Annotated in this window: 9 protein-coding genes and 6 pseudogenes; 10 read left to right on the top strand and 5 right to left on the bottom strand. The window is 59.5% G+C overall.

The window, feature by feature from the left end:
* Positions 1 to 100: 100 nt before the first annotated feature.
* Both HV744_RS14050 and HV744_RS14045 read left to right on the top strand, forming a co-directional pair.
* Positions 101 to 655, top strand: a pseudogene (locus tag HV744_RS14050) (MlaC/ttg2D family ABC transporter substrate-binding protein); the annotation flags it as partial.
* A 42-nt stretch (positions 656 to 697) separates the two neighbouring features.
* A protein-coding gene (locus HV744_RS14045; RefSeq protein WP_175150114.1) for an IS5 family transposase occupies positions 698 to 1,455 on the top strand; the annotation gives its coding sequence in 2 pieces (ribosomal slippage) (positions 698 to 1,013 and positions 1,013 to 1,455; 759 coding nt in all).
* A gap of 424 nt (positions 1,456 to 1,879) precedes the next feature.
* On the opposite strand, the pseudogene HV744_RS14040 reads toward HV744_RS14045, so the two are convergent.
* The 3 genes and pseudogenes from HV744_RS14040 to HV744_RS38460 all read right to left on the bottom strand — a co-directional run bounded on the left by HV744_RS14040 (position 1,880) and on the right by HV744_RS38460 (position 4,121).
* A pseudogene (locus HV744_RS14040) lies at positions 1,880 to 3,029 on the bottom strand (IS110 family RNA-guided transposase).
* A gap of 380 nt (positions 3,030 to 3,409) precedes the next feature.
* On the bottom strand, positions 3,410 to 3,634 hold the full coding sequence (locus tag HV744_RS14035) for a transposase family protein (RefSeq protein WP_175150086.1): 225 nt from the start codon (positions 3,632 to 3,634) through the stop codon (positions 3,410 to 3,412).
* 31 nt (positions 3,635 to 3,665) lie between these two features.
* Positions 3,666 to 4,121 (bottom strand): universal stress protein, encoded by a 456-nt coding sequence (locus HV744_RS38460; RefSeq protein WP_175150085.1) that lies wholly within the window; start codon positions 4,119 to 4,121, stop codon positions 3,666 to 3,668.
* A gap of 144 nt (positions 4,122 to 4,265) precedes the next feature.
* On the opposite strand from HV744_RS38460, the gene HV744_RS14025 reads away from it, so the two are divergent.
* From HV744_RS14025 to HV744_RS37280, 8 genes and pseudogenes are all read left to right on the top strand, one after another.
* Complete coding sequence (locus HV744_RS14025) at positions 4,266 to 5,201, top strand: LysR family transcriptional regulator (RefSeq protein ID WP_175150084.1); 936 nt, start codon at positions 4,266 to 4,268, stop codon at positions 5,199 to 5,201.
* 166 nt (positions 5,202 to 5,367) lie between these two features.
* On the top strand, positions 5,368 to 6,978 hold the full coding sequence (locus tag HV744_RS14020) for an MFS transporter (RefSeq protein ID WP_175150083.1): 1,611 nt from the start codon (positions 5,368 to 5,370) through the stop codon (positions 6,976 to 6,978).
* 14 nt (positions 6,979 to 6,992) lie between these two features.
* A complete protein-coding gene (locus tag HV744_RS14015) occupies positions 6,993 to 8,063 on the top strand; it encodes an HlyD family secretion protein (RefSeq protein ID WP_175150082.1) in 1,071 nt (356 codons plus the stop codon).
* Positions 8,060 to 9,553: an efflux transporter outer membrane subunit gene (locus HV744_RS14010; protein WP_217469120.1), complete on the top strand. Its 1,494-nt coding sequence runs from the start codon at positions 8,060 to 8,062 to the stop codon at positions 9,551 to 9,553. Before HV744_RS14015 ends, HV744_RS14010 begins: the two co-directional genes overlap by 4 nt.
* A 156-nt stretch (positions 9,554 to 9,709) precedes the next feature.
* Positions 9,710 to 9,850: pseudogene (locus tag HV744_RS14005) on the top strand (IS6 family transposase); the annotation flags it as partial.
* 155 nt (positions 9,851 to 10,005) lie between these two features.
* A pseudogene (maiA, locus tag HV744_RS14000) lies at positions 10,006 to 10,646 on the top strand (maleylacetoacetate isomerase).
* A gap of 277 nt (positions 10,647 to 10,923) precedes the next feature.
* Positions 10,924 to 11,407: pseudogene (locus HV744_RS13995) on the top strand (CoA-transferase); the annotation flags it as partial.
* A gap of 59 nt (positions 11,408 to 11,466) precedes the next feature.
* A pseudogene (locus HV744_RS37280) lies at positions 11,467 to 11,757 on the top strand (transposase); the annotation flags it as partial.
* Positions 11,758 to 12,223: 466 nt separating this feature from the next.
* Here HV744_RS37280 and HV744_RS13985 read toward each other — a convergent pair.
* Both HV744_RS13985 and HV744_RS13980 read right to left on the bottom strand, forming a co-directional pair.
* The gene (locus HV744_RS13985) at positions 12,224 to 13,051 is read right to left on the bottom strand and encodes an ABC transporter permease (protein ID WP_175150081.1); all 828 of its coding nucleotides are present in this window, start codon (positions 13,049 to 13,051) and stop codon (positions 12,224 to 12,226) included.
* A 36-nt stretch (positions 13,052 to 13,087) separates the two neighbouring features.
* On the bottom strand, positions 13,088 to 14,341 hold the full coding sequence (locus tag HV744_RS13980; protein ID WP_175150112.1) for an ABC transporter permease: 1,254 nt from the start codon (positions 14,339 to 14,341) through the stop codon (positions 13,088 to 13,090).
* Between the last annotated feature and the right edge of the window lie 10 nt (positions 14,342 to 14,351).

Below are 14,351 nucleotides of genomic sequence, written 5' to 3'. Positions count from 1 at the left end.
CAGGCTACCCAGCACTCGCTTTCAACAGTCCGGACTCTTTTCGAGCAAGTTTTCATTTGCCCCTTTGCGTGCAGGGGTACTTTCGAAATGGAGGTTAGCGATGAACGTACTCTTGCGACGCTCCGTCACTCGTTCAGCACTGGCAATATCCTTTGCTGTTTGTGGCAGCATCTGGTCGATCTGTGCATCGGGCGACGCCAAGTTCGTGCAGATCGCCGACCAGACTCGGCCGCAGGTACTCATCGAGACCGCGACGCAGGAAATACTCGACGAAGTCAGGACTCGAGCGATCAAGCCAGGCGATGCCCCCATCATGTCGATCGTGAACAGGGACATCCTTCCATACGCGGATATCCGGCGGACGACGCAGTTTGCGATGGGCCGTTACTGGCACGCCGCAACACCAGCACGACAGCGGCAGGTGGTCGCACAATTCACGCTCCTGCTAATTCACACGTATTCAGGTGCACTAGCGCTGCTGCACGGCGATCAACAGTTGCATTACCCGCCATCGCGGATCGAGCCCGCTCAAACCGACGTAGTAGTCCGGACGATCGCGAGGGATAACGGTAGTCCGGTAGAAATAGATTACTGCTTGTACCGAACACCGCAGGGCTGGCGCGTGTATGGCCTGAACTTGATGGGGGTTTGGCTAGGGCGTGTTCACACTACTGCTATTTGATCGTATACTTCGGTGATGGAAATCACCGAAGCCCAATATCAGCGGATTGAGCATTGCCTGCCGCGACAGCGTGGCAATGTAAGCCTGACAAACTTGCAGGTGCTGAATGCGATTCTTTATGTGGCCGAGCACGGCTGCAAATGGCGTGGACTGCCCAAGCGTTTTGGCCGATGGCACACGATCTACACACGAATGAACCGCTGGTCCAGGAATGGCGTGCTGGATCGTGTGTTCACTGAATTGCAGCGCGAGCAGATCGTTCGCATCAGGATCGAGGCGGTCTCACTGGATAGCACGATGGTAAAGGTTCATCCTGATGGCACCGGTGCATTAAAAAAAACGGACCTCAAGCAATCGGTAAATCCCGAGGCGGATGGACCACCAAGATTCATATGGTTGCCGCGGATGCTCGAACAGCCATAACGTTCGCCCTGTCTCCTGGCCAGGCAGGTGATGCACCAGAGGGGCGTGCCCTGTTGCAACGACTTGGCTCGCCCAATCGGCCATTGCATCTGCTGATGGACAAGGCGTATGAAGGCGACGAGACGCGACAACTCGCGCTCGACCTCGGATTCATTCCGGTTGTTCCGCCCAAAAGCAATCGGCTTAAACCATGGGAATACGATCGCGAAATGTACAAGCGCAGAAACGAAGTGGAGCGCCTGTTTCGCCGCCTCAAAGGCTTTCGCCGCATCTTTTCCCGCTTCGACAAACTGGACGTGATGTTCCTCGCTTTCATCAATTTCGCCCTCATCGTCGATGGACTCAGATAGTGCGAACACGCCCTTCTATGGGGCATAGAAAGTCAAGCGCTGTTGAATGTAAAAAATTCTGCTATGCGAAGCAAATCTCCTTGCCAGTTGTCTGTGGCCAGCCTGCGGGGTCGCCTGCTACGACCAGACGCAGGCTGGCCACAGACAACTGGAGGCGCAGAGGGCCACACCGATGCCATACATTCCTCTTGCAGTTTGGCAGCTCAATGTCATTCAGGTCAGAGTGTCTGTTGACCGGTCAGTGCCGGGTCGACCTTCTATCCGTGCCGGCCTAGCAGGCCGGTCACCTTATGCCGCATGCGCGAAGCGCTGGAGCCACTCTGTCACCGACGCGCCCCATCTAGGAGAACGGCTACCCGTAGGGGCAGCCCGAGCGTGTTCCGGGCGCGTTGACCTTTCGATGCCTTGCTGCGTCTGATGTCATTCAGATGTTCACGTTATTGAGGGCCCCTGGCTTGAGTACCACACCAGCGGGAATCTCGCCGTGTTCGAGATAGCGCCACAGCGCGATTGCGAGACGCCGTGCGAGCGCCACGATACCGATGCGGCGCAGCCGCTTGCCGGCGCCGGCAAAGCGCTGATTGAACCAGTGGCTGAGCTGGCTGTCAGGCTGGAAGCGCAACCAGCTCCAGGCGAGCTCGACCATCAGCCATCGGCATCGTTTGTTGCCGGCCTTGCTGATGCCCTGTTCGACTTCGCTGGTGCCGCTGGCATACGGCGTGGGCGTCAGACCCAGGCAGCCGGCGACTTCACGCCGGTTGCGAAATTGCCGCCAGCCAAACAGTTCCCTGACCAGCGTCCACGCGCTGCCGTTGCCGATGCCCGCAAGCTGTGCCAGCAACGCCATGCCGGTGCGTGCCACTGCGCACCTGCTGGTCCTGCTGCGCTTCGAGCGTACGGATCTGTTGGCGCACCAGTGTAAGCCGCTCACATTCGCGATCAATCTCGGCACGCAGACCGGGGGCCAGCAGCTCGCGCTGCCGGGCCCACCAGTGAGTCCAGATCCGGCCGCCGACATGTCTGACGCGCAGGTTGTGCAGCACGAGCAGGGAGCGGATCCGGTTGGTATGCGCGGTACGTTCCTGCCGCAGGCGTTCGAGCTCGCGGTGCAGGCGCCGGTCATCTTCCTGCTCAGGCGTGGGGATGCGTGCCACCGCCCATACTCGCCGCTCGCCGGTGTGATAACGCATGAGCATCGACAGCAGCTTGTCGCTGTCAAGCCGGTCCGTCTTGGCACGACGGGCCCGCCGGTTTACCTCGATACTGGCCGAATCCACCACGAGATTGGCAATACCCTGTTGAGCCAGCCACCGGTGCAGCCAGAAACCGTCGCGGCCGGCCTCATAACAGCTGTAGACGGGTGTGTCGGCGCTGAGGTGGCAGCGCGCCCTGGCGGTCGCGATGGCGGTGAGGACCGCCGTGGTATCACCTGCGGCGACCGTAAACCGGCTCGGCGCCCGCTGGCCATCACCCAGTGAGAGCTTCCAGCTCTTCTCGCCCAGTTCAAATGCCATGTACAGCCGGCCACCTGCCGTCGTATTCTGCCCATCAAGGGCTGTGTAAGTCGCATCCATTTTGCGTGCTCCTTCGGAGAAAACGAGTCTGGAAATCCCGTTTTACTCCAGCGGGCTGACTTCCACGGCCCTCCCATAGCATCTAGTGCAGATATATCGGCTTCAGTTCGAGGCGGAAGTCCAGAAGTTGGTGTGGACGGCCTTATCAAGCTTCTCAGTGACCGCAACGAGCAGCTTGCTTCCGGCAAGCCTTAATAAGGACAGGAGTAAGGCGGCGGGGCGCTCGAGCGCCTGAATAATGGGCGAAGTTACTCTGTCTACAGGTTGCCTTTAGGAGCAAGAGTTCGGTCAATAACAGGATCGCGGTCGTCGATTGTCGATGCCGACAGACCGCTTGAGTCTCCCTCGGTATCCGTCTTTAGCGCGAGCGGCTCGACTGGTTAGCCGTGGTGTTCCCATGCATCGAGTCCTCCTTTCAGCTGCGCCAGGCGCTCGGCAATGAACAGCTCAATCGTCCAAAGCGAGTTGGCGCCTGCCATCATCGACATCACGATCGCACACAGAGGCAACTCCAGCGCATAGCGTTTGCCTTGCGCACGCCGTACATCGCGCAGCTCAGAAAATACACCCCCTAATATCATCCTCGTTTTCGCTGCTTGCTTCAAAGCTCACGAATTCAACACGGTCGAACGGAAGTTAATTACTCCAGGAGGTCTCCAGAAGAACTGGACAGGGCGCTCGCTCGATGACTTTACCTGCCGTGGACGGATCGGACAGGCGCCGGAGTCGGGACAGATGCCGGTGGCCCATTACGATCAGGTCGGCGTGAAGGCGGTTGGCATGCTCTATGATCGCGTCAGACGCCTCGCCGCCGGAAAGATAGCCTGTTGCGTTGAACCCCTTGCGTTTCAGCACTTCGACGGCCGCTGAGATTATCTGGACAGCGCGTGCCGACTGTTCGTTTGCAGGAGGGTATGACAGCCCATCGGGCTCGGTTCCTCTGACGTCCTCAGGCGATGTCAGGTACGCCGGATCCACCACACACAAGACGTGCAATCTGGATTGACTTGCGATAGCGGCACGTGCCGCAAGCTTTACGACATGGTCACCTTGCGCCGTCCCGTCGAGAGGGACCAGTAGATCATGAAACATGGCAGAGCGTTGAGAGGATGCAGGGACTTGGATTCTGCCTGTCCGGCAAACGATGGGAAATGCCGCTCCACGCATGTCTGCGGTGCGGCCGGCGCACGGAACGGCCCAGCCAGATGATGCTGGCAGCAACTATACTTCTCAGTCATGCAACTACCTGACCTCAATCTTCTGTTTGCGCTTGACGTGTTGCTCGAAGAGGGATCTGTCGTGTCCGCTGCGCGCCGCATGAACCTGAGCGCCCCGGCAATGAGCCGCACTCTGGCACGTATTCGCGAGACAATCGACGACCCTATTTTCGTGAGAGTCGGGCGCAAAATGGTCCCCACGCCGCGCGCGCTGGTATTGCGAGAACAGGTCCATCAGTCGGTGCAGAGCGCCCGCCGGTTATTGGAGCCCGACCGGGAAGTTGATCTGCCATCCCTCAAACGAAGCTTCGGTCTGCATGCAAATGATGTCTTCATCAGCGCATTCGGTCAGGCTCTGATGGAGCGGGTGTGTGCCGAGGCACCGCATGTACTGTTGCGCTTCTCTCCGGAGCGGGATACGGAAGACACGGTACTGGAGGATGGTAAGGTCGACCTGTACATCAGCGCCATGCGGCCGATGGGCATGGACGTTCACGCTCAATCGCTGTTCACGACGAAATTCGTGGGGATGGCGCGTGATGAGCACCCAATTTTCGACCATGAAATCACGCCGGAAAGCTTCGCGAGATACGACCAAATTAGCGTATCCCGGCGTGGACGCGCAAACGGCCCGATTGACGTGGCCCTGCAGCGTCTTGGCCTTTCCAGACGTGTGTCATTGGTGGCTCCGACATTCCATTCTGGCGTTTTCATGCTCGGGAGTTCAGACCTCATACTGACCGTACCCGAGCACGTTGCGTGGGCGGTGCGGCGGATGGGATTGCGGGTGCGCTCGTTCGAGCTACCCCTTCCGCTCGAGACAGTCGTCGTCGTCCAGGCATGGCATCCTCGTTTTCAGAGTGACGGCGCACATCAATGGCTACGCCGCATTATTCGTGAACTTTGCGCAAGTAACGCAAGTGGCGCCCCCGGTATTATGTCGCCTTCGCGATGAGTGCGTCTGACGCACGGTAGCAGTGCAAAGTTTTCAATTTTCGGATTGATTCGCCGCATCTAGACTTACCGCATTCAATGTGGTCTGCAGAAGGTGAAGCGGTGAAGTTTTTCCAGATGTCAATTGACGCTATCGCAGCGCCCCTGCGGTGCCAGGCTGTAAGCCCATGAGTAGTGTCGCGCATGCGGCCCCGCGGGCCGCGTCTCCTTCGAATGCTCCCGCCAGTGCTGGCGCGCCGGCGGCGTTTGGTAGGCGAATTCTCGTCGGTATGGGTGGGATTCTCCTCGCCGTTGTGATCGCGCAGCTTAACGATCACGTGACCGAAATCGCGATGGTGGATATTCGTGGGGCCATGGGAATCAGCCATGACGATGCATCGTGGCTGTCCACGCTTTATCAGGTTACGCAGGTGACGGCGATGATGTTCGCCCCATGGTGCGCGACGACATTTTCGCTCAGGCGCTTCACGATTGGGGCGGTCGCGGCATTTTCGGCGCTCGGGCTCATCTTTCCATATGCTCCTTCCACGGGGGCGCTCTACATATTGCGCGCGTTGCAGGGTTTCGCCGGAGGGTGCCTGCCACCCATGCTGATGACTGTCGCGCTGCGTTTTCTGCCCCCGGGGATCAAGCTGTATGGGCTTGGTGCCTACGCGTTGACGGCTACATTCGCCCCGGCCCTCGGCACGCCGCTTGCAGCATTTTGGACTGAATACCTCAACTGGCGATTCCTGTTCTGGCAGATAGCGCCGCTAGGCTTGCTCTCCATTCTGATGGTCGCCTGGGGACTTCCGCAGGATCCGCTGCGTCTCGAGCGATGCAGGCAATTTGACTGGCGCGGGGTGTTACTGGGTTTTCCTGCAGTTGGAATGCTTGTCGCCGCGCTAGGTCAGGGTACGCGGCTGGGCTGGACGGACTCGCCGCTGATCTGCCTGCTGTTCATCGGGGCCATGATTATGCTCGTGCTGTTTCTTGTGAACGAATGGTTCCATCCATTGCCGTTCCTCAAGATTCAGTTGCTGGCGCGGATGAACCTGACCCATGCACTGATCACACTCGGCGGTGTCCTGCTCATCTTGGTCGCGGTCGCGGGCATTCCTGCAGCCTACCTTGCCGAAGTGAGGGGCTATCGGCCTTTGCAGAGCGCCCCTCTTTCATTGTGCGTGGCGGTGCCGCAACTGCTGGCGCTTCCCCTCGTCGCTGCCTTGTGCAACGTCCGTGCGATTGACTGTCGCTGGATTCTCGCCACGGGTCTTGGCCTGATCGTGTTGACGTGCGACATCGGCAGCTACCTCACGTCGGACTGGATACGCAACGACTTCTATGTATTGCAGATCATTCAGATATTCGCGCAACCGATGGCGGTGATTCCGCTTCTCATGCTGGCCACAAACGGAATGGCGCCTGCAGATGGACCATTTGCCTCCGCCTGGTTCAACACGATAAAGGGCTTTGCGTCAGTTATCGGCACGGGTGTCACTGAAGGGTTCTTCACCATGCGTGAGCATTTTCATTCGAACCTGCTCGTCGACCAGTTGGGTAACCGGCCGCAGGTATTGGGTGTGGCAAAGAATGAATTCGCTAAGGCGACAGGGCTGCCGCATCAAGCCTTTCTCCCCATTCTTGACGAACGGATACGGGAGCAGGCAATGGTTCTCGCTTCTGCCGATGTTTTGCGGCTGATGGCCCTGGTTGCCGTAGCGCTCATCGTGCTGATCCCGCTTATTGCCCCGCGTGTCTATCCACCCCGTGCCGTCGCCAGTAATCCGACTCGATAACGTCTTGTGTAGCCATGTCTGAATCAACTCAAAAGAGAAAGCTCTATATCGCCGCAGCTACCGTCCTGATTGTGATCGTCGGGGCGGGCGTGGTCGCCGGGTTCGGTTTTTCGCCGTCGCAGACGACCAACGACGCATACGTGACCACCGACTACACGGTGGTTGCGCCTCGCGTGGCCGGTCAGATCACGGTCCTCTCGGTCGATGACAATCAGGTTGTCCACCAGGGGCAACTGCTCGCACAGATCGACGACAGGGACTATAAGGCAGCGGTCGCTTCCGCGGAGGCGAATGTCGCAATGGCGAAAGCCGCTATCGACAATGCGTCGGCAAGTATCGTGCAGCAGCGGTCCGTCATTGAACAGGCGAATGCTGCGCTTGCCTCGGCTCACGCGAACTATACCTTTGCCAGGGCTGATTACGATCGCTATACGGACTTGGCGAGTCACGGGGCAGGAAGTGTTCAGAGCGCGCAACAAGCACAGTCCCACATCGATAGCGCACGCGCGGATGTGTCCCGCAACGAAGCCACAGTGAAAGCCGCCGGGCAGCAGATCGCAGTTCTTCAGGCTGACCGGGAACGAGCGCAAGGGACGCTCGAACACGCGCTTGCGGCGCTGGACACAGCCCAGCTGAACCTGTCGTGGACACGCATCGAGGCCCCCGTCGATGGTATGGCTGGGCAACGTGCGGTGCGTCTGGGTGCCTATGTCACTGCAGGAACGCCGCTGGTTGCAGTGGTTCCGCTGCAGAAAGCCTATGTTGTTGCTAATTTCCAGGAAACGCAGCTGACCTCGGTGCGTCGCGGGCAGACTGTTGATATCCATGTGGACACGTTTCCCGATGTTGTCCTGCACGGATCTGTGGACAGCTTGGCGCCTGCAACGGGTGCGACCTTCGCCGCCATTGCACCCGATAACGCGACCGGTAACTTTACCAAGGTAGTCCAGCGCATTCCGGTGAAAATCTTGCTGCGTCCTGGACAGCCTGCGTTGCAGCGACTTCGCGTGGGGATGTCGGTCGAGGCCACCATTCGCACGGGAGGTTCGCCTGGGGACGGCAACGAGGAGGGCGTTTTGCAATGAGTCCGCATATTGCCCGAGTCGCCACAGGGGTGTTGCTGACCATGCTTGCCGGGTGCATAGTCGGGCCGGATTACCATGAGTCAAAGGCCGCGTTGCCGGCACACTGGGCGGATCAGGTCACGCAGGGCACCCCGGCCTATCACAGCCGCACGGTACCAGACGATGTCGACGCTCGCTGGTGGACGGTGTTCTCAGACGCAGAGCTCTCTTCACTTGTCGAGCGTGTAGCGGGCGCCAACCTCGATGTCAAAGTAGCCACACAACGCCTCATGCAGGCGCGGGCGGCACGCGGTGTGACCGGTGCAGACGCGTTGCCCGCGTTGCAGGGTTCGGCGTCGTATCAACATTCGCGTTCGAGCCAGAATGGTCTCGTGGACATCTCCGGGTTGAACGGCAAGAGTGACTATAACCTTTGGCAGCCGGGGATTGATGCTTCCTGGGAGCTTGACCTCTGGGGACGTGTGCGCCGCGAAATCGAATCGGCTGATGCGTCGGTGCAGGTGAGTGCCGACCTGCGTCGCGATGTGCTGCTGTCAGCGATGGCGGAGACGGCGAGTGATTACATCCAGTTGCGGGGAGTGCAGGCACAACAGGTTATCGTCCGGGAGAACCTTGAGATCGCGCGCCAGAACCTGAAGTTGACGCAGATACGTTTCGCGGACGGGGTTGCAACGCACCTCGAAACCGCGGAGGCTGCGGCACAGGTAAGTGAAAATGAGGCACGCCTGCCGGCGCTTGAAAACCAGCGCGTTCATCTGATCAACGCACTGAGCTTCCTGCTTGGTGAACCGCCCCGGACACTGGAGCACGAACTCGACACGGTGCAGCCGATTCCCCCTGTACCGCCTCGCGTGCCAGTAGGGCTGCCTTCCCAACTCGCCGAGCGTCGTCCGGATATCAGGGAGGCGGAAGCACGTCTGCATGCGGCAACAGCCGATATCGGCGTTGCAGTCGGAGACTTCTATCCGCGGATCACACTCTCAGCGAACCTGGGTCTTCAGGCCACGCATTTCGGTGATCTAGGCGAATGGAGCTCGCGCATGTTCGGGGTAGGTCCCGCGCTGACCGTCCCGATTTTCGAGGGCGGTCGGCTGAAAGGACAACTCGAGTTGCGCAAGGCTCAACAGCGCGAGGCCATGATCGAATACCAGCGGGCCGTGCTCAACGCCTGGCACGAAGTTGACAATGCGATGAGCGATTACGACACGCGTCAGACGAGACATGAGAAGCTCGACGCCGCTGTGGCACAGGATCAGGTCGCGCTCGAAAACGCACGTCGGCAATACGTCGCGGGTGCCACGGACTTCCTGAATGTGCTCACAGTCCAGCGGGATCTGCTGGATACCCAACAGGCAAGTGTTGTTAGTACCACGGACGTATCGCTCTCCCTCGTTGGTTTGTTCAAGGCGTTGGGGGGTGGGTGGGAGGCATCCTTCCCCTTAGCGTCATCTGCGCGGCGCGACCGCCCCGTGGCTGAGGTCGGTGATTAAAGTAGACACCAACATTGGCGTACCCTTGTCTTCAATGCAATTTGCGACGGCAGGGTGGTCTTGGAGGCTCTGGTGAAAATAGGTAGTGTGATTGAAGTGTTCAATATAGATATGGATTCCTTGCAGATTGGACAGCACAGCTGTCAATCGAACTCGATGATGGGCTTTAAGGATTTTCGTTGCGCCCGCATTAACCTATCGGGAACCGAAGTGATGCACATGATCCGGAAAGGGCAGATGAAAGACGCCGGAATTCAGCGCACTGCCGCTGAGAAATTCTATTCGATGGTCATTTAAGCTATCCTTATCATATAGAAACTTTCTCGTCCTGCCATCCTTATCTCGACACAACCCCTTATCGATGTCGGCGGACAATGTCGTGCGCAGGGTCATGGCCATCGTGATTGTAGTCATTTCTGTTAGCCAAATCCTACCTTAACACGGCAAAACCAATGAAGCTCTATAGTTACTTCCGAAGCTCTGCTTCGTATCGCGTGCGCATCGCACTTGCCTTGAAGGGTCTCTCGTACGATTACGGCGCTGTCCATCTTTTGCGCGAGGGTGGACAATAGTTTAGTTTCGCCTATCGGGAAGTCAACCCTGACGGGCTGGTTCCTGCTCTCGAAGACAGCGCGAATGTACTCACGCAGTCACTCGCCATCATTGAATACTTGGATGAAATGTATCCGGAGCCCGCTTTACTGCCCTCGGCAGCTACGGATCGCGCGTACGTTCCGTTGCGCTCCAGCTGGCTTCGGAAATACACCCGGTCAACAACCTTCGTGTACTGCAGTACTTGAAAAAGCGGTTCGGAATATCAGACGAGCAAAAGTCCGACTGGTATCAGCACTGGATTGATGTCGGCTTTAGCTCGCTTGAAGCTCGGCTTCGCTCCGAGCCGAGGGTTGGCAAGTTCGTGTATGGCGAGACACCGACGATTGCAGACCTCTGCCTCGTTCCGCAAGTATGGAATGCTCGGCGCTTTGAGATTCCCCTGACTGGCTATCCGACAATCACGCGTCTGGCCTCCAACGCCATGGAACTGCCCGCGTTCCAGCAGGCGGAACCGTCCCGGCAGCCGGACGCGGAATGAGGCCTCGAGGCGCGGACGGAACGACGGGAGTCTTATTCTTGTCCCGCCGACATGGCAAACTCCCGCGAGAGAGGACGCGCGTGGTCGCCCGGCACGCAAGAACTGCCGCACGAGGCGTATATTCTTGCGGATAAGCCGGTTAGTTTTGGCTGAACCCGGTTATCCGCCCGGCGAGGATGGTTGAAGCATTTGCTGGATTCAGACAGTCGTCGAGTTGCGGCCAGCCGAACAAATACATAGCGCCGGAGCCCGGCTCATGGTACAGGTTGGAGACATCATGAGTGCAGGCTTTCAAAATCCGTTCCCTGCGGCTGCAAGCGGTGTTAGCCCAGGCAAAATCGTTAGCGTCCAACAGGCCGTCAGATTGATTCGCCCAGGCAATACAGTCGCCGACCGGTGGCTTCGTCTGTATTGGCTTAGCTGAGGAAATCGCGGTCGCACTGGAACAGCTATTCCTCGACTCGACCGAAGATGAGTGCGATGCGCCGCGGAATCTGACACTGGTTTATGCAGGCGCACAAGGCGATGGGGCGAGAAAGGACCTGAATCACCTTGCTCACGAAGGCCTCGTTGAGCGGGTCATCGGTGGGCACTGGGGACTCGTTCCGGGCATTCAACGCTTGGCAGTTGAAGGCCACATGGAGGCCTATAACCTTCCGCAGAGCGTCATCTCACAGCTGTTTCGGGACATCGCCGCACATCGGCCGGGTCACCTGTCCACAGTCGGACTCGATACATTCGTAGACCCCCGAAGAATGGGTACATCCATGACCGTTGTAGCCAGCGGGCCGCGTCGGCGCGGGGCGAGGACCCCGGAGAACTTCTGCCAGGCGTGCATCGAATAGCGTCCCTTGCAAAACGATGACTACTGGGCACCCACCAGCGAGCGGTGGATTCTGCACACCTGCGCAGTTACCTGGACGAGTTCGTGTTCCGTTTCAACCGCCGCCGCTCACGTAGCCGAGGCATGCTGTTCTACCGAGTCCTGGAACTTGCTGTCGCACATGGACCGGTTCGTTACCAAGACCTTGTTATGAGCCAGAGCCCCAAGGCTGTTCCTCCAAAACCGCCGAGGCAACGCGGACATCCGCCCAGCTTGGAGCGACCTTAGCCGAGCCGCCCGTGGAGGCAAATCGCTAACTCCGGTCATTAGAAGAGAATTGGCATGATGCGAGAGTCGACATGGGTTCACAAGACGTTCCTCGGGTGCACGGGGTGCAGGAGAGTGGCAGGTGGAGGGTGTGCCATTGCGAGATGGAGCTGCTAATGAAATCAATGATTTATAGCTCGAATCCCGGACGCTTAATGGCACAACTTTCGGTTGCTAAATGATTGAAAAGTATCCGTTTATTTGACTTCATCCGATAGGTTAATAGCCTATCGGGGGTTCGAATCCCCCTCTCTCCGCCACCCTTCCAGCAAGCCTTTGCGGCTTAACGATTTCCCAATCGTGATTTCTTTTTTAGGTACGACGTCAAGCGCGTACCGTTCCAGCAGGTCGTCGATCGTCTTCGCATCATCGAGTGAGAAGCCAGTGCGGAGTCTCCATAAGCTCGGCCCCAGATGCCCTCGATGCGTCAGCTAGGAGCGTTGCTGGCGGCGGCCGTGCGGCCGCGCAGCCAGTTGATGCTCGCGAAGAGCAGCACTGCGAACACGATCAGCATCGTCGCCACGGCGAGAATCGACGGGTCGATCGAGTCGCGAATACCGCTCCACATCTGCCGCGGCACGGTTGTTTGGTCCGGGCCGCCGATGAACAGAATGACGATCACTTCGTCGAACGAGGTCGCGAAAGCGAAGACACTGCCGGTCGCGACCGCCGGTGTGATGAGCGGCAAGGTCACGCGCCTGAATGTGACCCAGGGCGGCGCGCCGAGCCCGGAAGCGGCACGCAACAGACTGTGATCGAACGACAGCAGTGACGCCGTCACGGTGACCACGACGAATGGCGTGCCGAGCGCCGCATGCGCCAGCACCACGCCGGCATAGGAGTTCACGAGGCCGAGCGGCGCGAAGATCAGATAGAAGCCCGCCGCGACGACGACGATCGGCACGATCATCGGCGAGATGATGAGTGGCATGATCAGCGAGCGCAGCGGAAACTGCGCGCGCGAGAGGCCCAGCGCGGCGAGCGTGCCGAGACACGTGGCGATCAGCGTCGAAGCCGCGCCAATGCCGATGCTGTTCAGCAGCGAGCGTTGCCAGTCCGCGCTCGTGAGCGCCTGCTCGTACCAGTGCAGCGAGACGCCCTGCATCGGGTACGAGAAGTACGAGCCCGAATTGAACGAGAGCGGGATGATCGCGAGAATCGGCGCAATCAGGAAGAACAGCACGAGCGCGGTATGCAGCCGCACCCAGCGCGCGGCGATGCGTTCCGTCAGCACCTTGTTGCGTTGAACCTGCATGTCGTTCCTTCTTTGTGTGCGTGTTTCGACCGGGGCTCAACCGAAGCGCAAGCGGTCGATGCCGACGATGCGGTTGAACAGGAAATAAACGATCGCCGTAAAGATCACGAGATAGGCCGAGAGCGCGCCGGCGAGGCCCCAGTTGAGCTGCGTGTTGGTCTGTAGCGCGATGAGCTGACTGATCATCTCGTCGCCTGCGCCCCCGAGCAGTGCCGGTGTGATGTAGTAGCCGAGCGCGAGCACGAAGACAAGAAAGCAGCCCGCACCGACGCCCGGCAGGGTCTGCGGGATGTAGATCCGCACGAACGCGGTGAACGGATGCGCGCCGAGCGATTGCGCGGCCCGCACGTACACCGGCGACACGCTCTTCATCACCGAGTAGATCGCGAGAATCATGTAAGGCAGGAGCACGTGTGTCATGCCGATCAGCACGCCCGCGCGGTTGAAGATGAGCGGCAGCGGATGCGTGGCGAGACCGAGACCCATCAGCAGGCTATTGATGACGCCGCCCGGTTGCAGCAACACGTACCACGCGGTCGTGCGCACCAGCAGCGAGGTCCAGAACGGCACGATCACCAGCAGCATCAGGCGGTTGCTGCTTTTCGCGGGCAAGTTCGCGAGCAGCCATGCGACGGGATAACCGAGCACGAGGCACAGCAGCGTGACCGTGGCGCTGATCGAGATCGTGCGCACGAACGCCTGCCGATAGACGGAAGCGTTGTCCGGGACGAACGCGACCGCGCCTTGCGGCGTCGCTTGCGCATCAACTGCGGCGAGCAGATAGTCCGGCGTCGGCGACGCGGCGGCGCGCTTCAGCAACCGCCAGGTCTCCGGCGCATTCCAGCGTTCGTCGAGTCCGACGAGCGCCGGTTTCCACGCCGGCGGCGCAGCGGCGGGCAACTGGCGCGCGGTGCGCATCAACAGGCTACGAAACTCGGGCTGAGCGAAGTTGAGCCGCCGCGCCACGGTACCGAGTTGGCCGCTCTGCTGCGCCTCTCTGAGCCCCGCAGCGAGCAGGGCGAACGTGTGTTCGTCCGGCACGCCGCGACCGTCCCACGCATCGAGCGCGCGTGTGAGCGCGGGCATGCTGTCGGGCATTTCACGATTCTCGACGCTGCGCGCGAGCAACAGCATGATCGGCGCAATGAACGTCGCAAGCAGAAACACGAGCAATGGCAGCGCAAGCAACAGCGCCTGCATCGATGCGCGGCGGCGCGCCTTCTGAAACGACGCGCGGCCGTCGGCTCTCGTCGGAGAGCCCGGGGCCGTGCGTTGGGCGGAAGCGGGCATGCTGGTAGTC

The organism is Paraburkholderia ultramafica (assembly GCF_902859915.1).
Lineage (GTDB): Bacteria > Pseudomonadota > Gammaproteobacteria > Burkholderiales > Burkholderiaceae > Paraburkholderia > Paraburkholderia ultramafica.
The sequence above is the reverse complement of the archived record's forward strand: the minus strand, read 5'-3'. Positions and strand labels throughout refer to the sequence as shown.